This window comes from Paenibacillus sp. MAEPY2 (genome assembly GCF_000499205.1).
Taxonomy (GTDB): Bacteria; Bacillota; Bacilli; order Paenibacillales; family Paenibacillaceae; genus Paenibacillus; species Paenibacillus vandeheii.
Genome location: NZ_AWUK01000017.1, coordinates 1 through 18,344, shown reverse-complemented (window position 1 = coordinate 18,344; position 18,344 = coordinate 1). Strand labels below are relative to the sequence as shown.

At 45.3% G+C, this 18,344-nt stretch carries 22 protein-coding genes and 1 riboswitch; of the genes, 18 read left to right on the top strand and 4 right to left on the bottom strand.

Going from position 1 to position 18,344, the window contains the following annotated elements; genetic code table 11:
• Positions 1-756, top strand: coding sequence for an RNA polymerase sporulation sigma factor SigF (gene sigF, locus P364_RS0115175; RefSeq protein WP_024630954.1), 756 nt, complete (start codon positions 1-3; stop codon positions 754-756).
• Between the two features lie 89 nt (positions 757-845).
• Here the strand turns inward: sigF and P364_RS0115170 are convergent, their stop codons facing one another.
• A complete protein-coding gene (locus P364_RS0115170) occupies positions 846-1,784 on the bottom strand; it encodes a DMT family transporter (protein ID WP_029881017.1) in 939 nt (312 codons plus the stop codon).
• Between the two features lie 108 nt (positions 1,785-1,892).
• Between P364_RS0115170 and P364_RS0115165 the strand changes: the two genes are divergently transcribed.
• The 17 genes from P364_RS0115165 to P364_RS0115085 all read left to right on the top strand — a co-directional run bounded on the left by P364_RS0115165 (position 1,893) and on the right by P364_RS0115085 (position 17,005).
• Positions 1,893-2,804, top strand: a complete 912-nt coding sequence (locus P364_RS0115165) for an AraC family transcriptional regulator (RefSeq protein ID WP_024630952.1) — start codon at positions 1,893-1,895, stop codon at positions 2,802-2,804.
• Positions 2,805-3,357: 553 nt separating this feature from the next.
• Positions 3,358-4,014, top strand: coding sequence for a stage V sporulation protein AA (locus P364_RS0115160; RefSeq protein ID WP_024630951.1), 657 nt, complete (start codon positions 3,358-3,360; stop codon positions 4,012-4,014).
• Complete coding sequence (locus P364_RS0115155; RefSeq protein ID WP_024630950.1) at positions 4,001-4,423, top strand: stage V sporulation protein AB; 423 nt, start codon at positions 4,001-4,003, stop codon at positions 4,421-4,423. Before P364_RS0115160 ends, P364_RS0115155 begins: the two co-directional genes overlap by 14 nt.
• 86 nt (positions 4,424-4,509) lie before the next feature.
• The gene (locus P364_RS0115150) at positions 4,510-6,117 is read left to right on the top strand and encodes a spore germination protein (protein WP_442952315.1); all 1,608 of its coding nucleotides are present in this window, start codon (positions 4,510-4,512) and stop codon (positions 6,115-6,117) included.
• 104 nt (positions 6,118-6,221) lie between these two features.
• Positions 6,222-7,553: a diaminopimelate decarboxylase gene (gene lysA / locus P364_RS0115145; protein ID WP_024630948.1), complete on the top strand. Its 1,332-nt coding sequence runs from the start codon at positions 6,222-6,224 to the stop codon at positions 7,551-7,553.
• A gap of 225 nt (positions 7,554-7,778) precedes the next feature.
• Complete coding sequence (locus P364_RS0115140) at positions 7,779-8,210, top strand: peptidylprolyl isomerase (RefSeq protein WP_024630947.1); 432 nt, start codon at positions 7,779-7,781, stop codon at positions 8,208-8,210.
• 148 nt (positions 8,211-8,358) lie between these two features.
• Positions 8,359-8,522: riboswitch (FMN riboswitch) on the top strand.
• Positions 8,523-8,675, top strand: a complete 153-nt coding sequence (locus P364_RS37580) for a hypothetical protein (RefSeq protein WP_161634261.1) — start codon at positions 8,523-8,525, stop codon at positions 8,673-8,675. It begins immediately after the preceding riboswitch.
• Between the two features lie 204 nt (positions 8,676-8,879).
• Positions 8,880-9,983, top strand: a complete 1,104-nt coding sequence (gene ribD / locus P364_RS0115130; RefSeq protein ID WP_024630946.1) for a bifunctional diaminohydroxyphosphoribosylaminopyrimidine deaminase/5-amino-6-(5-phosphoribosylamino)uracil reductase RibD — start codon at positions 8,880-8,882, stop codon at positions 9,981-9,983.
• A gap of 40 nt (positions 9,984-10,023) precedes the next feature.
• Positions 10,024-10,692, top strand: coding sequence for a riboflavin synthase (gene ribE, locus P364_RS0115125; protein ID WP_024630945.1), 669 nt, complete (start codon positions 10,024-10,026; stop codon positions 10,690-10,692).
• 55 nt (positions 10,693-10,747) lie between these two features.
• Positions 10,748-11,986 carry a bifunctional 3,4-dihydroxy-2-butanone-4-phosphate synthase/GTP cyclohydrolase II gene (locus P364_RS0115120; RefSeq protein ID WP_024630944.1) on the top strand — a complete coding sequence of 413 codons (1,239 nt, stop codon included), beginning with the start codon at positions 10,748-10,750 and terminating at the stop codon, positions 11,984-11,986.
• A gap of 90 nt (positions 11,987-12,076) precedes the next feature.
• The gene (ribH, locus tag P364_RS0115115) at positions 12,077-12,544 is read left to right on the top strand and encodes a 6,7-dimethyl-8-ribityllumazine synthase (protein ID WP_024630943.1); all 468 of its coding nucleotides are present in this window, start codon (positions 12,077-12,079) and stop codon (positions 12,542-12,544) included.
• A 102-nt stretch (positions 12,545-12,646) separates the two neighbouring features.
• Positions 12,647-13,447, top strand: a complete 801-nt coding sequence (locus tag P364_RS0115110; protein WP_024630942.1) for a segregation and condensation protein A — start codon at positions 12,647-12,649, stop codon at positions 13,445-13,447.
• Positions 13,416-14,078 carry an SMC-Scp complex subunit ScpB gene (gene scpB, locus P364_RS0115105; protein WP_024630941.1) on the top strand — a complete coding sequence of 221 codons (663 nt, stop codon included), beginning with the start codon at positions 13,416-13,418 and terminating at the stop codon, positions 14,076-14,078. The genes P364_RS0115110 and scpB overlap by 32 nt, the downstream gene beginning before the upstream one ends.
• A 187-nt stretch (positions 14,079-14,265) precedes the next feature.
• Entirely contained in the window at positions 14,266-14,994 is a 729-nt protein-coding gene (locus P364_RS0115100) for a DUF2953 domain-containing protein (protein WP_024630940.1), read from the top strand.
• Between the two features lie 179 nt (positions 14,995-15,173).
• Positions 15,174-15,659: a GerW family sporulation protein gene (gene ytfJ / locus P364_RS0115095; RefSeq protein WP_024630939.1), complete on the top strand. Its 486-nt coding sequence runs from the start codon at positions 15,174-15,176 to the stop codon at positions 15,657-15,659.
• Positions 15,660-15,824: 165 nt separating this feature from the next.
• Complete coding sequence (locus P364_RS0115090; RefSeq protein WP_024630938.1) at positions 15,825-16,247, top strand: phage holin family protein; 423 nt, start codon at positions 15,825-15,827, stop codon at positions 16,245-16,247.
• Complete coding sequence (locus tag P364_RS0115085; protein ID WP_024630937.1) at positions 16,247-17,005, top strand: peptidoglycan recognition protein family protein; 759 nt, start codon at positions 16,247-16,249, stop codon at positions 17,003-17,005. The genes P364_RS0115090 and P364_RS0115085 overlap by 1 nt, the downstream gene beginning before the upstream one ends.
• 24 nt (positions 17,006-17,029) lie before the next feature.
• Here P364_RS0115085 and P364_RS0115080 read toward each other — a convergent pair whose 3' ends face one another.
• The 3 genes from P364_RS0115080 to P364_RS0115070 form a co-directional block, all read right to left on the bottom strand.
• Entirely contained in the window at positions 17,030-17,218 is a 189-nt protein-coding gene (locus P364_RS0115080) for a hypothetical protein (protein WP_024630936.1), read from the bottom strand.
• Positions 17,219-17,436: 218 nt separating this feature from the next.
• On the bottom strand, positions 17,437-17,673 hold the full coding sequence (locus P364_RS0115075; RefSeq protein ID WP_024630935.1) for a hypothetical protein: 237 nt from the start codon (positions 17,671-17,673) through the stop codon (positions 17,437-17,439).
• A 201-nt stretch (positions 17,674-17,874) separates the two neighbouring features.
• On the bottom strand, positions 17,875-18,144 hold the full coding sequence (locus tag P364_RS0115070) for a hypothetical protein (protein WP_024630934.1): 270 nt from the start codon (positions 18,142-18,144) through the stop codon (positions 17,875-17,877).
• Between the last annotated feature and the right edge of the window lie 200 nt (positions 18,145-18,344).

The window sequence follows — 18,344 nt, the reverse complement described above, 5'->3', positions numbered from 1 at the left end:
ATGGATGCTGAAGTGAAACAGTCTTCACAGACCTATTTGGACGATGCCGAGGTCAAACGGCTGATTGCGCTCAGTCAGTCGGGTGACCATGTCGCGCGGGATACGCTGGTGAACTGCAACATCAGACTCGTCTGGTCCGTCGTACAACGTTTTATGAACAGGGGATATGAGCCGGAAGATCTGTTCCAGATTGGTTGTATCGGGCTGCTCAAATCGGTGGATAAATTCGATCTCAGTTATGATGTGAAGTTTTCCACCTATGCTGTCCCGATGATTATCGGAGAAATTCAGCGTTTCCTGCGGGATGACGGTACACTCAAGGTCAGTCGTTCACTCAAGGAAATGGCGAATAAAGTCCGTAAAAAAAGGGACGAACTGTCCAAACACCTCGATCGTCTGCCAACGATTAAGGAAGTAGCTGCAGAACTGGGGGTAACTCCGGAGGAAGTGGTATTTGCCCAGGAAGCCAACAAACCGCCGACATCCATTCATGAGACAGTGTTTGAGAATGACGGCGATCCGATTACACTCATGGACCAGATTGCCGACGAGTCTCAGGAACGGTGGTTTGACAAACTTGCGCTTAACGAAGCGATTGGCGGTCTCAGTGAACGGGAACGGCTGATTGTATACCTCCGGTATTATCGGGATCAGACCCAGTCCGAGGTCGCCAGCAGGCTGGGCATATCCCAGGTGCAGGTGTCACGGCTGGAGAAAAAAATACTTCAATCCATCCGCGACCAGATCGCACAGTGATTTTTGGATTGCAGACAACAATATTGGTGTTAAACCAGCAATATACGACAACTAACAACCTTCTATCGCGCATTTATATGCGAAGAAGGTTATTTGTCGTTGACTTGAATGGGTTTGGGTTTGGAGCGATTTGACTGCAACAGTATGATCAATCCAATGATACATGCGGTCCCCAGCCATTGAAATAAACCAAAAGGTTCATTCAACAAGATCACTGTCGTGCCAACGGCAGCAAGAGGTTCAGCGCTTCCCATTAGACTTGTTTCTTTTGCTGTCAGGCTTTTTAAACTTTCGATATAGAACCAGAATGCAATCATCGTTCCAAAAATAATGGTAAATGCCAAGTATCCGTAGGTTTCCATACGCAAGCTGACAAAGTCCATTTTCCACGGTGGGTGGATGAGACTCAGTGCAGCCCCTCCGATAATCATTGCCCAGCCTACCACAACCAGTGAATCAAACTTTTCAATCAGTTTCACAGCATAGAGGGTATAGAAGGCAGCAGCAACTCCGGATAAAAGTCCCCACAATACTGCGGGTAACGCCACAGACAATTGGGAGAGAGAACCATTTGTCAGCAGAAGAAAACACCCGCTTAGTGCCAGAATCGCTGATGTAACATCCTTTCTGGTCAGAGCAGCCTGTCTTCGCCAGATCATATAAATCATGATCATGACAGGTGACAGATATTGAAGGAGTGTAGCTACTGCGGAGTTGCCATGTTGAATGGACGCCATGTACGTATACTGAACAGCCAGCATCCCGAATAAACCGAAAATGATTAGCTGCAAGGCTGTTTTTCTGCTTTTCCACATATCAAAAATTTGCCAGCGGCGTGGTGTTAAGGATTGCACTCCGAGAAGCAGTATGCCGGCAATCAGCAGTCGTACCGTTACAAACCAGTTGACTTCGATTCCGTATTGTTGAAACAGCTTCTGAGAAACCGTTCCGCCAATGCCCCAGCATATCGCTCCTGTAAGAACGAAGAAGATGCCTGTTTTTCTAGATCTTTGAATAGGTATTTTCATGGATAGTGCCCTCACCTTAATATAAGAATAGTGATATCTTAAGATGAAATAGGCTATAATAATATCAATATTGCACAGATAAATATAAATATATTGAGATGAGAGAATATGCTTAAGACAGAATTCAGGATTGATCAAAACGGGAGGGAGCTGACGGAGCATCGTACGGTTACACTGCCTGTGGCGTGTTATAAAACCACAATTGTACGCAATGTTCACGGGCATATTCCTTTACACTGGCATGATGAATTGCAGTTTGTCTTGGTTGTCCAGGGAGAAGCTCTTTTTTATGTGAATGATCAAAAGATCGTTGTGTCACAAGGTGACGGGTTGTTTATCAACAGTGGTTCCATGCATATGGCAGAAGACAACCGTAAGAACAATAATTGTATTTATCTCTGTTTGAACCTGTCTCCCTATTTTGTCGTCCCTTCTGAGTTATATGTGCAGTATGTTCATCCTTACATCTCAGCCACGAATTTACCTTATCTTCTGATCAAAGGGGAACTACCTTGGGGATCTCAAATCCTGGACGCCATCCGTGATATTAAAAAGAATCTGGATGAGCAGCCTCCATTGTACGAAATAAATGTAGCTTCACACCTCTTGACGATGTGGAAACATCTGATTACGAGTGGCTATGCGCTGGAATATGATCCATCAGAAGTCCTCAAAAGCAGGCGAATGAAGGACATGGTCGAATGGATTCACATGCACTTTGCCGATTCAATCAAACTGGAGGATATAGCAAGGGCGGGTCAGTTAAGCCGTTCGGAGACATGCCGTTATTTCAAGCAAATGTTGAAGACGACACCCATGCAATATGTTATCGATTATCGCATCCGAAAGAGCGTGGAGCTGTTACAAATCCCAGATTATAGCATTACTCAGATTGCTTATGAAGTCGGTTTTAATAGCACGAGTTATTTTATCAACCAATTTCGCAAAAGTATGCAAATCACCCCGTTAAAGTTCAGAAGGGAATTGGAGTTGAGAAATAAGGAGGGGATCAGACATTGAACAAAAAAGCCCGATCCCCAAGTTTATTACCAGTCTATCCATAAGATTTTCTCTTCTCAATACGTCGCTAATTAGCGGCTTTTTTTAATCTGAAAAAAGGGATCCTGACAAAGAAATATAGCCTTAATTCCCAGCTTATAAAATCTCCTACTACCACTCCCCAGCATATTTATTGCAGACCTTTGGAAAAAAAGGGACCCGTGCAGCGGAGGGATGGAATCGGACAAAGGAGCGAAGCCCGAAATGGTTTCTAATACACTAGCAACGTAAGCGGCAGAATAAACCTGAAGAAGCGAAGCGCTCGCCTTTTTCTCTAAATTTATACATTATTAGAAACAAATCAAGAAAATTTGGAGACAACAGCGATCGGAAGGTTGGTCTGCTGCTGGAGTGCCCGCGTGTATTTCCCCTACTAACCTGGTGCAACAGCGACCGATGGCCGATCCATCCCGAAGCGCCCGCAGGGTCCACACAACCTTTTTCCAACAGAATGTAATAAATTTGCACATTCTTCAAATACTAACCTAAATTACGCAGTAAAGGAGTGTTTCGGATGTCACTGACACCCACTCCAATGGTCTATGTTCGTTTGCGCAGCCGTATTCGCATCCAGAGGGGCCGAAGCGTCAAGCTTGGAGATGTCGCTCACTTGCTCACCTCTCCCGAAGAACAGGAAAGAAGGCTGCTTGAGCTCGAATTGCTACACCCCGGACCGGAGGACGGCAATCTAATCCTCATTGATATATTGCAGATCATTCCTCAGATCCGTCGGGTCTTGCCAGATGTCACCGTTGAATTAATCGGATCGGGCCATACGCTTGTTGAGGTGGTTGCGGGAAGTGGCAAGCCATCCAAATCTCTGTTCATCTTGGTGTGGCTGCTGCTTTTCTTTGGATCAGCATTGACTATTATGAATTTTCATGCGGACGTCAACATGCAGGAAGTTCAGATTCGAATTGTAGAGATGATTACAGGCCGCAGGGATGAGCATCCGTATCTGTTTCAGGTGGCGTATTCTATCGGGATCGGGTTTGGTATGGCCGTGTTCTTCAATCATTTATTCAAGAAAAAGTGGAATGAAGAACCTACCCCTTTGGAAGTAGAAATGTTCCTATATCAGCAAAATGTAGACAAGTATGTAGTGATTGAAGAAACCGAACGTATGCATGAAGAGGAACGCAGGGAGATGAATGCGGATGAGCGTTCTTAACGGAGCAATCAGCATTGTGCTGGGAATTGCGGGGGGAATCGCCGTAGGAAGTGGTGTAATTGCGCTGATTCTCGTGCTCGATATGATCCCCAGATTGGCGCAGCTTACGCGTACTTACGATAAAACCCATTGGTATGAAGGGGCCTTGATCGGAGGTTCGCTGCTCGGTACCGTTGCGGATTTTTGGCACTGGAAAGTACATGGCGTACTGCTGCTCAGCCCGATCATCGGACTATTTTGCGGTGTGTTCATTGGTCTGCTTGCTGCGGCACTCACGGAAGTGCTTAATGTACTTCCTGTACTGGCGAAACGACTGGGCATGAAATCTTATTTGTTTGGATTGCTGCTTGCCATGATTTTGGGGAAGATGACAGGCTCCCTGTTTGACTTTTTTGTATACCAGCGTTAGAACGTTAGGCCAAAGGAGGATGGGAAATGGACGTACGATCGGGCAAAGACGGACAGGACTCCAACGAAGTAGCATCCGAAGAGAAGATGCCTAAATCTAATTATGAGATTCAGGAGGAAGAAGAAAAGAAGGCTCACGAAAAGAAGAAGCAAAATGAAATGTCTGACAGTATTGAGGAATCGGTGAAATATTGGCAGGAAAACGACGATATCTCCCCTCGCATGAGTGATAACAAATACACGCTTCAGCAAGTGTTGGGACTTGGAGAGTCCTTTGATGTGAATATGAGGGAAATGGTCTTGGGCGGCAAACGCGTTGGATTGTTGCTGCTGACTGGATTTGCGAAAGATGAGATTTTGCTCGAGGTATTAAAAAGGTTAACCTATCTTACACCGGAGCAAGTGTCCGGACATGCGTTAAAGTCGTATTTCGAATGTTACATTCCTCATATTCAAGTTGAGCGAGTGGAGAAAATGAGTGCCGTCATCAACAAGGTCCTCACAGGCATGAGTGCCATGTTTGTTGAAGGGGATCGTTCCGTCATCATTATGGATACGCGTAGCTATCCGGTACGTTCACCAGAGGAACCTTCGCTGGAGAGAGTGGTGCGTGGTTCAAGAGACGGGTTCACGGAGACACTTCTGACCAACGTGGCGTTAGTGCGTCGAAGAATACGGGACCCTGGATTAAAATTTGAAATTATGCAGGTTGGGCGGAGATCTCAAACGGATGTCTGTGTTGTATATATTGACGATATCGTGGACAAGGTTCAAGTGGATTCCGTTCGTGAAAAGATCAAACGTGTGAATATCGACGGCATCCCCGCTGCCGATAAGCAGCTTGAAGAGGCGATTATTAACAAGGGATGGCACCCGTATCCGTTGGTTCGCTATTCGGAACGACCGGATGTGACGGCTTCCCATCTGATGGACGGACGGGTTGTTATTTTTGTAGATACATCACCCAGTGTGATGATTCTGCCGACGACTTTTTTTGACTTATGCGAGCATGCGGAAGAGAACAGACAGACAGCGTTTATGGGAACCTATCTGCGCTGGGTACGATTTGGAGGTATTCTGATTTCGCTTTTCCTGCTGCCGTTATGGTTGTTAATGGTTATTGACCCTGCCATCAAACCAACAGGAATGGAGTTCATCGGTCCTCACGAGAATGCAAAATTGCCGCTAATTTTGCAGTTCCTGCTTATTGAATTCGGGGTGGATTTATTACGGATGGCAGCAGTACATACCCCTACTCCACTCGCTTCGGCCATGGGTTTGATTGCGGCCATTTTGGTCGGGGATATCGCTGTGAAAACGGGTTATTTTGTGAATGAAGTTGTACTGTATATGGCTATCGCCGCGATCGGCATGTTTGCAACCCCCAGTTATGAGCTTGGTTTGGCAAACCGGTTGGTCAGGTTGTTCTTGTTGGTGGCTGTGGCGATGTTCAAGGTTCCTGGATTCGTTGCCGGGACGACGTTTATAATCGTAGCTCTCACCTTGCATCGCTCTTACAACTCTTCGTATCTCTGGCCGTTCATACCGTTTAATGCAAAGGCTTTGGGTAACTTTTTGTTCCGTTTACCGCTGTTGGAGAATAAAAAACGTCCTTCAATCAATAAAACGCGTGACAATACCAAAATGGACAATGATCCAGACGGGAAACTGGAAAAAAGTAAAAAACACAAATGATCAGCCGAAAAATCCATTCTTCTCATTTTCTAATTTGATATACTGGTGTAAAATCATTGGAATAACAGCTGTTCCAGTATATAAAAAAGTGAGGAATGCAGAATATGTATTTACATGGTACAAGTAAAATAAATGCACAGGGACATCTGGAAATTGGCGGAGTCGATGCAACTGACCTGAAAGAACAATTTGGAACTCCCCTGTATGTTGTGGACGAGCAATTGGTTCGCGAGCGCTGCAGAGAGTACATGGAAGCATTCCGAGCTTCTGGCCTGGGCTTCCAGGTGGCTTATGCAAGTAAAGCATTCTGCGTAATGGCTATGTGTGCTCTTGCTGCGGAAGAAGGACTTTCCCTGGATGTTGTATCCGATGGGGAATTGTTTACGGCATTGCAAGCTGGCTTCCCGGCTGAGCGCATTCACTTCCACGGTAACAACAAAACGCTGGAAGAGATCGAAATGGCGCTTGATGCAGAGATTGGCTGCTTCGTTGTGGATAACTTCAATGAACTGCACTTGCTGCAAGCTGTAGCCGCAGACAAAAATCGCAAGGTGAACATCTTGCTGCGTGTGACGCCTGGTGTTGAAGCGCATACGCATGAATATATCTCGACAGGACAAACAGATTCCAAATTTGGATTCGATATCGGAAACGGAACGGCATTTGAAGCTATCGAATTGGCTTCCAAGCAGTCTAATCTGGTATTGCTCGGTGTGCATTCACACATCGGATCTCAAATTTTTGAGGTTGAAGGCTTCCAAATGGCTGTTCAGCGCGTTGCTGAGTTTGCAGCAGATGTGCATGAGCGCCTTAACGTTGCTTTCAAAGTGGTTAACCTGGGCGGTGGCTTCGGTATCCGTTATATCGATGGAGATACGCCACTTGAAGTTTCACAGTACGTGAGAGCCATCACGGATGCAGTGAAAAATCATTTTGCCCAAATCGGCTATGCTGTGCCTGAGATCTGGGTTGAACCAGGCCGCAGTATCGTGGGTGAAGCTGGAACAACGCTTTACACCGTTGGAACGAGCAAAGATATTCCGGGGGTTCGTAAATACGTGGCAGTGGATGGTGGGATGACCGATAATCCACGTCCAGCACTGTATGAGTCCAAATATGAAGCTGTATTGGCTAACCGTGCAAATGAAGCTGCCCAGGAGACCGTATCTGTTGCAGGTAAATGCTGTGAGAGCGGCGATATGTTGATCTGGGATCTGGACCTGCCTAAAGTGCAAAGCGGAGATTTGCTCGCAGTAGCTTGCACAGGCGCGTATAACTACTCCATGGCCAGCAACTATAACCGGATCCGTCGTCCGGCAGTGGTGTTTGTCAAAGATGGTCAAGGGGATGTTGTCGTACGCCGTGAGACGTATCAGGACATCATTCAGAATGATCTGGTACCTGAGCGCATTGCCAAACAGCCAGTTATCCGTTAATTGAAATGTAAATAGCGGAGCATTATTATATGAAGAAGACAAAAAAGGACAATCCTTTTTTGTCTTCTTTTGCGTCTTTAAGCCAGGATTTCGAAAAAATCTTGCTGATTATTTTGCGATCAATCGAATTTCGGTGTACACTAAGAAAAGTGCTATAAAGCTTGGCCCAGGGTCATGCGTTCTGGCACCATTAACGATGGTCAATACGAAAGGAGTCATTTACATATGGCGAAACAAGCGAAAATCAAAATGGCAAACGGCGGAGAAGTTGTAATCGATCTGTTCGATCAAGAAGCTCCAAACACAGTGGCAAACTTTGAGAAACTGGCTAACTCCGGTTTCTACAACGGTCTTGTATTCCACCGTGTTATTCCGGGCTTTGTAGCTCAAGGCGGATGCCCTAACGGTAGCGGTGCCGGCGGTCCAGGTTACACAATCAACTGTGAAATCAACCCGAACAAACATGAGCGCGGAACATTGGCTATGGCACATGCAGGCCGTAACACAGGCGGAAGCCAGTTCTACATCTGCTACCAACCGCAACCACATTTGGATGGACAACATACTGTATTTGGTAAAGTAACCAAAGGTATGGAGTTCGTAGACGCTTTCGAAGGTCGCGACAAAATGGAAACTGTTGAAGTTGTAGAAGCTTAATCCATAAGACCGTACACAAACCGTTTCGCAATTAGCGAAGCGGTTTTTATTTACACTTAAGCTTATTAAAAGTTAGTATGTGACAAAAAGGAACAAAAAACAATTGATTTTTTGGCGTTAAAGTGCTAACATCCAATTAATAACGCAACGAATCCTTCAGGGCAGGGTGTAATTCCCTACCGGCGGTGATGCAGTATGTGAGGATATCTATCCAGCATTGATGCAAAGTCCGTGACCCGTCTGCCTATGGCAGATGGCTGATCTGGTGTAATTCCAGAACCGACAGTATAGTCTGGATGGGAGAAGGAGAGGGTGCTGTCCTATTGGGCCGCATTCCGCAGTAGTGATGCTGTACAGTTTGTGACGAATTCATTTCCTGTGCAGGGAGAAATCCGGTTAATTCCGGCAATCTTCATACATATGCCACATCATAGAAGCTCTTTACCTGTAATTGAAGTTCATTAAGGTATGTGTCTGCTTTCACTTGCCTGAAATGAAGCTTTGGGCGAAGTGTTGTTGGCCTGTATCCATACTACTGCTGGTGACACATGTCTCTCATCATCCCCATCGAACGGTTTGTTCGACGGGGATTTTTTATTGGATATGGAACATGCCTCTCTGTTGGAAGGGAGGTCTATAACTGAGATTTTAACCGTGGGGTGAACGGACTTGGAAATGATTAATGATGAATTTTATATGGCGTTGGCACTGGATATGGCAGAACGGGCACAAGGACAGACCGGAATCAATCCGGTAGTAGGTTGTGTCGTTGTAAAAGAAGGACGTATCGTGGGCCTCGGAAGTCATCTCAAACGGGGGACGGGCCATGCAGAGGTTCATGCATTGAACATGGCGGGCAATGATGCAGAAGGCAGTACAGTGTACGTTACACTCGAACCTTGTAGTCATTATGGCAAGACTCCACCATGCAGCGAACGCCTTATTCATGAAAAAGTGAAACGTGTCGTCGTATGCTGCGAAGATCCGAATCCGCAAGTATCCGGCAGAGGCATCAGCATGCTGCGTCAACAAGGGATTGAAGTCGAAGTTGGTGTACTGCGTGAGCGCGGCAGACGCATGAATGAGAAATTCATTAAATACATTACAACAGGTCTCCCCTTTGTGACTTTAAAGACGGCCTCTACACTGGATGGCAAAATTGCAACTCGTAGCGGGGACAGCAAATGGATCTCCAACGAGTCGGCTCGGGAGATCGTGCATGCCCTTCGTCATCGACATCAGGGCATTATGGTTGGTGTAGAAACCGTGATTGCAGACAATCCGGAGCTCACGACAAGATTGCAAGTGGAAGGCATCAGCCCGGTGCGAATCGTAGTAGATTCCAAGCTGCGTCTGCCTGTAGGCTCCAAAATGGTCAAGGATGGACTTGTACCGACATGGGTGCTTACAACGGATGAGGCGAGTCCTGAAGCCGCTGAGCTGCTGGAAGCCTACGGTGTGGAGATTATACGCTGTGGTCCTGGACCACGTGTAGATCTACTAAATGCACTCAGCAAGCTCGGTGAGCGTGAGATTGGATCGATTCTGCTTGAAGGCGGGGGCACACTGAATGGGGCCATGCTGGAAGCGCGATTGGTAGACCGGCTGCTTATGTTCATTGCTCCGAAAATTGTCGGAGGATACGATACGCCAGGCAGTTTCCGCTTCGAGGGAGTTGAGCGCATGAGCCAGGCGATTCAATTACATCAGCTGGAAATTGAGCAAGTTGGAGATAATATTAGCATTGGCGGAATTCCGGTTTGGCCTGAATAAATGAGCTTGTTATAACGAAATAAATAAAGGAGGCGGCAGCATGTTTACCGGTTTGGTGGAAGAAGTCGGTCAGATCCGGCGTATTGGTCGGAAAGGCGAAGCGATGGTCCTGAATATCGGAGCTTCCGCCATCATGAACGACTTGAAGATTGGCGATAGCGTAGCTGTAAACGGGGTATGCTTAACTGCGACAACCCTGGAGGGTGGTGGTTTTACTGCCGATGTGATGCCTGAAACATATCGACACACCAATCTCAGTCAATTGCAATCCGGCAGCAAAGTCAATTTGGAGAGAGCGATGCTCTCAGGTGGTCGTTTTGGCGGGCATATCGTTCAGGGCCATGTCGATGGTACGGGAGTCATTGGCAGCATTACACGTGACCAGAATGCGATTGTTTTCGAGATTAAACCAGATGATACGCAGTTGTTTAAATATTTAATACCCAAGGGGTCTGTAACCCTGGATGGAATCAGTTTAACGGTTGTGCAAACTTCACAGACTGCATTCACAGTATCCATTATTCCACATACGATTGGTGAGACCGTATTAAATGTCAAAAAGACAGGCGATACCATCAATATCGAGTGTGATATTCTGGGTAAATATGTGGATCATCTGCTCCACTATGGTAAGGGACATCAGGAGAACGGTGCAGGTAAGCCGCGAAGTATCAGTGAGGATTTTCTCGCTAACCACGGATTTGCTTGATTCATCCGTTCAATACAAATACAAATATATTGAAATGGAAACTGGAGGGGGACCTATGTCAGAGCAGTCCATTCTGAATTCTATTGAGGAAGCTATCTACGATCTCATGCGGGGAAAACCCGTCATCGTGGTGGATGATGAAGATCGGGAGAATGAAGGCGACTTTATCGCTTTGGCCGAAAAGGCTACACCTGAAGTGATCAATTTCATGATTACAGAAGGCAGAGGTCTGGTGTGTGTTCCCATTACGCAGCAACGTGCTGACGAACTCAACCTGAAACCCATGGTTCAGCAAAATACAGATTTTCATGGGACGGCGTTCACCGTCTCTGTAGATCATAAAGACACCACAACCGGCATCTCGGCACATGAACGCTCCATTACCGTGAAAGGTCTGATTGATCCCGAAGCGAAAAGTGGAGATTTCCGCAAGCCGGGCCACATGTTTCCACTCATCGCCAAAGATGGCGGTGTACTGCGGCGCGCCGGACATACGGAAGCGGCTGTAGATCTCGCCATTATGTGTGGTTCCTATCCGGCAGGTGTAATCTGTGAAGTGATCAAGGAAGATGGCACGATGGCCAGACTTCCGGATCTGCAGGAGATAGCTCGCAAACATGATCTGAAGTTGATCAGCATTCAGGACATGATTCGTTATCGGAATGAAAAGGAACAGCTGGTTCAACGCGAAGTGGCTGTGCGCATGCCAACGGACTTCGGTGAATTCCAGGCGGTTGCTTATACAAATGCGGTGGACAACAAAGAGCATATCGCTTTGGTTAAAGGCGAAATTGACGGTTCCAAGCCTGTTCTGGTCCGAGTACACTCCGAATGTCTCACTGGAGATGTGTTCCATTCTCATCGCTGCGACTGTGGTCCGCAATTCGATGCAGCATTGAAACAGATTCATGACGAAGGCAACGGCGTTCTGCTTTATATGAGACAGGAAGGCCGCGGTATTGGACTGATCAACAAGCTCAAAGCCTACAAGCTGCAAGAGGAAGGTCTGGACACGGTGGATGCCAACCTGAAGCTTGGATTTGCCGCCGATCTTCGTGATTATGGCATTGGAGCCCAAATTCTCAAGGATCTTGGCGTTCGTCAAATTAGGTTGTTAACCAACAATCCACGCAAAATTAAAGGACTCGAAGGTTACGGGCTTGAAGTGGTGGAACGAGTTTCGATTCAGATGGAAGAGAACGAGGATAATACGGTCTACTTGCACACGAAGCAGGCGAAGCTGGGTCATATGTTGAAGTTCGACGATATCGAGCAGAATGAAGAAAAAAACTGAGCAGCTTTTCTGATGGTAAAAAAGAGTTGAAATATTTTGCCCGAAGATCAGCAGTGTACATCATAAAAAATAATTAGGGAGATGACTTGAATGCCACACTTTTTTGAAGGACATTTGGTATCGGAAGGATTAAAATATGGAGTAGTCGTAGGACGTTTTAACGAGTTCATTACTAGCAAATTGCTTAGCGGAGCGCTGGATGCGTTCAAACGTCACGGTGTTCAAGATGATGAAGTGGATGTAGCCTGGGTTCCGGGTGCCTTCGAAATCCCGTTGATTGCACAAAAAATGGCCGAAAGTGGCAAATACGATGCTGTCATTACGTTGGGAACGGTGATCCGCGGTTCAACGACACATTATGATTATGTGTGCAATGAGATGGCTAAGGGTGTAGCCGCAATTAACCTGAAAACAGGCGTGCCAACCATCTTTGGCCTGGTTACGACGGAGAATATCGAACAGGCCATCGAGCGTGCCGGAACAAAGGCAGGAAACAAAGGCTGGGATGCAGCTACTGCCGCTATTGAAATGGCGAACTTGACGAAACAGCTAAAATAGTGCTTATTTAATATAGTGCCCTGCTTTGCGCAGACGAACACGGGAGACCGGATTCGGCGGCTTAGCGGGGGTTTTTATTTTTCTGGCGGGAGGATTCGTCTAGTGACGGTAGTTACATACAAACTGGAGACTTTTGAAGGGCCTTTGGATCTGCTGCTTCATCTGATCGATAAGGCAGAGATTCATATCCAGGATATTCCCATCAGCGATATTACCGATCAATATATGGCGTATCTGCATTCGATGCAGGAGCTGGAGCTGGATATTACGAGTGAATTTCTAGTAATGGCGGCGACTCTTCTGTCGATCAAGAGCAAACTATTACTGCCCAAACCACCGGTAATCGAGGACTTTGAGGATTATGCATATATGGAAGATGAAGATTATGATCCACGTGCAGAACTGATTGCACGTCTGATTGAATATCGCAAATACAAGGGAATTGCGCGTCACTTGCACGAACGGGAGTGGGAACGCAGCCTTATTTTCTCCAAAGAGCCCGAGGATTTGCGACCGTATATGCCTGTAGAAGCACAATCGAATCCGGTCGAGGGTTTGCATACTTCGGATCTGATTGCAGCCTTCCAGAAGGCGCTGCGTAAAGCGGAGAAGCGTACAACCGTAACTCGCATCCAACGGGATGAGATTTCGGTTAAGGATCGCATTCGCGATGTCATCGGTGCGTTGGAAAGTATGGGACCGGGAGGCAGGCTGTTATTCTCCAAGCTGCTGGATAACCAAATTTATCGGCATGAGATTGTCGTGACTTTTTTGGCGGTGCTGGAGCTGATGAAGATGAAGCAGATTGTCTGTTATCAGGAGCGGATGTTTGAGGATATCGTTATGGAGTGGAGAGGGGAAACAAAGAATCATGGATTTTCCGAAATTGAAATCGATTATTGAAGGCCTGCTGTTTTTGTCCGGAGAAGAAGGTCTGAGTATCAAACAAATCGCCGAAATCGTGGATCAACGTACCGAACTGGTGTCGGATGCGATAGAGGAAATGATCGCTGAATTTGCCGATCAGGGACGTGGTGTACAAATTCTTAAAATTGCAGGGGTAGTCCAACTAGGTACGTTACCGGAACATGCGGCTTATTTTGAGAAATTGGCCTATTCTCCATCACGTACCTCTTTATCCCAGGCAGCTTTGGAGACACTCGCTATTGTGGCGTATCGTCAACCTATCACGCGGGTAGAGATTGAGGAAATCCGTGGTGTGAAATCCGAACGCGCCATCCATACGCTTGTGAACAAGGATCTCATTCAGGAAGTGGGACGAGCTGAAGCGATTGGACGCCCGATTCTATACGGCACTACCAAGTCTTTCCTGGATTACTTTGGTTTGGCTTCGCTCAAAGATCTGCCTGAGCCAGGATTGTTTGAAGATTCCGAAAATCTGGAGGAAGAAACTCAGCTGCTCTTTGAAAAATTGGATGTGCAGCATGTGGATCTGGACCTGGACAATTCGAGTCTGGAAGACGATGCAAATACAATCGATATAACTAATGAAGATGATCCTATGGATTCATAAAGTTGAAGCTGGATCGATCCAAAACCGGTACCCTGTCGGGGTGCCGGTTTTTTTGACGTGTTATCGGAATGGATTGCAAGGTGATGTTTCAAAGATTAAATGGAATTTTCAGGTCGGACGTGAATTTTTTCCTATATAGAGTGTCATACTAGACGAGAAAAGAATTGAGGGCTTGGAGGTAAGGCCTGTGTGGATTTGGCTTGGAGGAATCGGCTTGTTGATCGCACTGCTTCTTGTCGCAGTCCTCATCTCGTATGTTCATGTGCATTTTACATTCAGGAAACATAATCATGATGATTATGCCAAGATTACGGTTCGTCTGCTATATGGTATTGTGCGTATTAACTATGAAATTCCCAGCATCGTCTTTCGTAATATGAAGGAAGGTTTTCTGGTGAAGACGGAGCAGCGAATGAGTCATTCGAGGGAAGCTCAGAGCCAAGAGCGTGTTAACAAACGTAAAGTCAAAAAGTGGGCTAAGGATGTAAAAGTCATGCTCAGGGCAACGGAAGCATTGAAGCTCTGGATCAAGCAAACACTTTCTCGTGTACATATGACTGATCTGTCCTGGTCTACCCGCGTTGGCATCGGCGATGCAGCGTATACGGCTGTTCTCATAGGTTGGGTGTGGAGTATCAAGTCCATCATCATTGGATACCTCTCTTATCAAATCCATTTTGAGCAAACGCCAAAGTTACAGGTTGTGCCTGTGTGGGAAGATGAAATGGAGTTCCAAACCGAGCTGGATTGGAAGCTGAAAATTCGGATTACAGCAGTCCTAATCGCAGGAATTACGTTGTTAACCCGGGTGCTCCAGGTTGAGGGAGGATGGCGTATGTGGTTAAAACTTTTAAAAGAGCAGCGGCGCAGACGCAAGCTAAAGCTCAAGAGACAACACAGCAAAGCGCACACATAAGTATGTGAATTAGCGGATATTTTCCACAGTTTGTTCCAACTGGCGGGTTTTATTTTAACGAGTCAGCAGTTTCAAGTTTAGAGGTTTTGTTAAATGGCTGGCTTACATAAGTCCCTTCAACTTTGGGGATGATATGGTTAGATCAAACCTAGCTTAAATTGAAACTGGAGGGAATTTAAATGTCAGATCATCCAATTCAAGGCTTAATGGAAACCGCAATGGAAAATATCAAGGCCATGGTGGATGTCAATACAATCGTGGGCGATGCGGTTGAAACACCTGACGGTACCGTAATCCTGCCAATTAGTAAAGTGGGATTCGGATTTGCTGCCGGTGGCAGTGATTTTCATGTAAATGAAGGAAGCAGCAAAGGGGGAAGCGGGGGAAGCAGTACGACTGAACATGCAAGCTCCGCTTCGGTGGCCTCACCATTTGGAGGCGGAAGCGGGGGCGGCGTATCCATTCGTCCTATCGCGTTCCTGGTGGTTGGCAAACAGGGCGTTCACATCGTTCCGCTTGACAATTCAACTCATCTGTTCGAGAAACTGATCGATTCCACCCCATATGTGATGGATAGAATTCAGGATATGTTCCGCAGTCGGAATACAGCACAAACTCCAGAGTCCGGCATTCCTGTCACACCTGATCCTTCTACGTTCAGCTAATGATTCAGCGAAAATCCCTTCCGCAGAGCATATGCGAAAGGGATTTTTGCTGTTCACTTAGTAGAATGCTGAGGAGAATAAACAAAGGCAACAACATCTCATGAGACTTATCCCCTTGTTCCGCCTAACCTAAACATGAAAAAGATATTGAAGGGGGAAGGCGATTTGCAAAGAGATACGATCTTTACGGTTTTATGTGGATGGCTGTTGTCTGCCATGGTGTACTTGGTTGGAGGGATGGATCACCTGTTTATTGCAGTAACGATTTTTGTGGGGTTGGATTACATGACAGGTGTGTTATCTGCTTGGTACAAAAAGGAACTTTCCAGTAGGGTCGGATGGTGGGGACTTGCTCGCAAGTCACTGACATTTGTATTCGTCATTATTGCTCATCAACTGGATATAGTTTCGGGCAATTCCAACGACTTTATGAGAGATGCCATGCTGATGTTCATCATCGGTACTGAAGGAATAAGTATTCTCGAGAACATGGGAAAATTAGGACTTCCTGTACCGAAATTTATCACTTCTGCTCTTTTCAAGCTTCGGGGTGAGGAAGATCAATCAGAAGGGAAGGAGAAGATGTAATGCTTTCGATTACCAAGGACTACATACCTGTTAATAAATATAGTCGAGCGGGAATGAAACTGAAGGCTAAACGAGGAATTGTTATGCATTATACGGCTTCTCCAGGAGCATCGGCAAGAAACATTAGTACATATTTTGCGAGCTTAGCACAGCAAATTGGGAAAGGTCGTTATGCAAGTGCACATTACTCTGTAGATCGAATTTCCATCTATAATAGCCTTCCAGATGATGAACTTGCATACCATTGCGGGAGTGAGACGTATACAAAGGAAGCTTTATCCCATCTTGGAACGTATCCAAACAATAGCACAGTGGGAATTGAAATGTGTATTGAGAAGGACGGCAGTATTCATGAGGATACATTTAATAACGTTGTAGACCTTGCAGTCTATTTGATTAGTGAACGTGGCTTTCCCAATGTGTTCTTTACACATAAAGAAGTTGTTGGGTGGAAGGAATGTCCATTACCTTGGATCAAAAAACCTGAGGAATATGAAAGATTTAAGCAAGCAGTCAATTCTAAATTAAGTCCACTTAAGGAAGAAGTGGCTACAGAGGATGATGATGATATGAATAAAGTGCTGGATTATGCTCAATGGACTTGGAATGAACTTGATAAATACATAGGAGATGCCTATAACGACAAAATCATTGACGAATGGGCATGGGTGGAGAAAGTACGCAAGAAGAAGCTCACCTACGGGGAATTGCTCATGTTGAAGGTTTTGATTGATGAACGAAGACGCCAAAAAGCTTGAGGGGACGATAAGGTAAAGAGAGGATTATTCGCAACGTTCATTTAACCAATCATTAAAATGAGCTGCGTCTTTCAAAAAATAATAATTTTGTATGATCACAATTTTGGTAGGATGTTCATGCTCATATTGTGAGTGAAACAAGGTTGAATCCACCACTCCAATTACAGAGTGATTTAAATGGTCTGTAACATGTTCTACACCTGCTTGGTTCATATAACCATCCTTTCGTTAAATAGGTCATGTTGAAGAAGGAGATATCTGTGATGTCTCCTACATGTTCTATACGAGTTCAGAGGATGGATGTTAAGCCGTCTGATGTAAAATAGAAAAAAATAGAGCCCCAAGTCCAATGACTTGAGGCTCTACTTTTTTGGCTTCGTTTTCCAAAAAAAACATATATCCGGTCATTTCTAAATACTAAAACTGTGTAGCTACTCTTGTAAAAAAGCGGAAAGCGCTTCATCTGCAAAATCGAGTTCTGCAAAGGCTCTGCACACTTTCTGGAAGGATCTAATGGTATTGGTTTCGTATAAAATGTTAATGGGATCGAAACCTAGCATAACTAGCGAATCAACAAGTTCTGTCTGGTCCACTTCGATATGGTGCAGTGCTTCAAGCATGGTTTCAATGACTGCTAAAAATAGAATTGCTTTATTTACTTGATCCATACGTATTGCTCCCTTCGTTAATTCCTTTTCTCCTGTCATTCTGCCAAGGTCTATTCTTAGAATAAGCAGGGTGAGATGGAAAATAACGCGAAGCACATAAGCAAGCCAATATAAACTAAATAAATCTGAAATGAGGGGGAGAACAAAAAAACAAAATAAAAGGTCAGATGGATTTCAATGAATCTCCCCTAATATGTAAGATTAGGCGTTCTCGTTTACCTCATTGATGATTGAATCAATTAACTCATCATCAACCAATGTACTGGCTTTTTCAAGTGCTGATAAAATGCCTTGCGGATTATCAAAAAAAACATTAAACAGAATGGGAGCGACGTCGTCTATGTTAATTTTCTGAGCTTTAACCATACTAATCAGAGTAACAACGATTTCGTGCCCCTCTACATTGCCTTCCATGAATCTATTTCTTAAGTGAGTTGCCACTGCTTCGGTCTTTGACTGCGAGTACGCCATTACATTCCCTCCAACGATTGAGTAGTCTAAGTAGTGCTCCTCTTTTATGCAAGTCTAAACCAGGTTAGATTAGGAGTTATCTTAACAATAATAAGTCAGTTAGTTCAATTTATCAATAACTACTACAGCAATGAAATTTCACATGAATCCTGTCTATATACAACAAAAAAGACCCTAGAAGAGAGCCCTGCAAAACGAAT

Excerpts from the sequence above, each read along its gene's own strand:
- sigF (WP_024630954.1), top strand. The coding sequence starts at position 1 with ATGGATGCTGAAGTGAAACAGTCTTCACAGACCTATTTGGACGATGCC.
- P364_RS0115170 (WP_029881017.1), bottom strand. The coding sequence starts at position 1,784 with ATGAAAATACCTATTCAAAGATCTAGAAAAACAGGCATCTTCTTCGTT.
- P364_RS0115165 (WP_024630952.1), top strand. The coding sequence starts at position 1,893 with ATGCTTAAGACAGAATTCAGGATTGATCAAAACGGGAGGGAGCTGACG.
- P364_RS0115160 (WP_024630951.1), top strand. The coding sequence starts at position 3,358 with ATGTCACTGACACCCACTCCAATGGTCTATGTTCGTTTGCGCAGCCGT.
- P364_RS0115155 (WP_024630950.1), top strand. The coding sequence starts at position 4,001 with ATGAGCGTTCTTAACGGAGCAATCAGCATTGTGCTGGGAATTGCGGGG.
- P364_RS0115150 (WP_442952315.1), top strand. The coding sequence starts at position 4,510 with ATGCCTAAATCTAATTATGAGATTCAGGAGGAAGAAGAAAAGAAGGCT.
- lysA (WP_024630948.1), top strand. The coding sequence starts at position 6,222 with ATGTATTTACATGGTACAAGTAAAATAAATGCACAGGGACATCTGGAA.
- P364_RS0115140 (WP_024630947.1), top strand. The coding sequence starts at position 7,779 with ATGGCGAAACAAGCGAAAATCAAAATGGCAAACGGCGGAGAAGTTGTA.
- ribE (WP_024630945.1), top strand. The coding sequence starts at position 10,024 with ATGTTTACCGGTTTGGTGGAAGAAGTCGGTCAGATCCGGCGTATTGGT.
- P364_RS0115120 (WP_024630944.1), top strand. The coding sequence starts at position 10,748 with ATGTCAGAGCAGTCCATTCTGAATTCTATTGAGGAAGCTATCTACGAT.
- ribH (WP_024630943.1), top strand. The coding sequence starts at position 12,077 with ATGCCACACTTTTTTGAAGGACATTTGGTATCGGAAGGATTAAAATAT.
- scpB (WP_024630941.1), top strand. The coding sequence starts at position 13,416 with ATGGATTTTCCGAAATTGAAATCGATTATTGAAGGCCTGCTGTTTTTG.
- ytfJ (WP_024630939.1), top strand. The coding sequence starts at position 15,174 with ATGTCAGATCATCCAATTCAAGGCTTAATGGAAACCGCAATGGAAAAT.
- P364_RS0115085 (WP_024630937.1), top strand. The coding sequence starts at position 16,247 with ATGCTTTCGATTACCAAGGACTACATACCTGTTAATAAATATAGTCGA.
- P364_RS0115080 (WP_024630936.1), bottom strand. The coding sequence starts at position 17,218 with ATGAACCAAGCAGGTGTAGAACATGTTACAGACCATTTAAATCACTCT.
- P364_RS0115075 (WP_024630935.1), bottom strand. The coding sequence starts at position 17,673 with ATGGATCAAGTAAATAAAGCAATTCTATTTTTAGCAGTCATTGAAACC.
- P364_RS0115070 (WP_024630934.1), bottom strand. The coding sequence starts at position 18,144 with ATGGCGTACTCGCAGTCAAAGACCGAAGCAGTGGCAACTCACTTAAGA.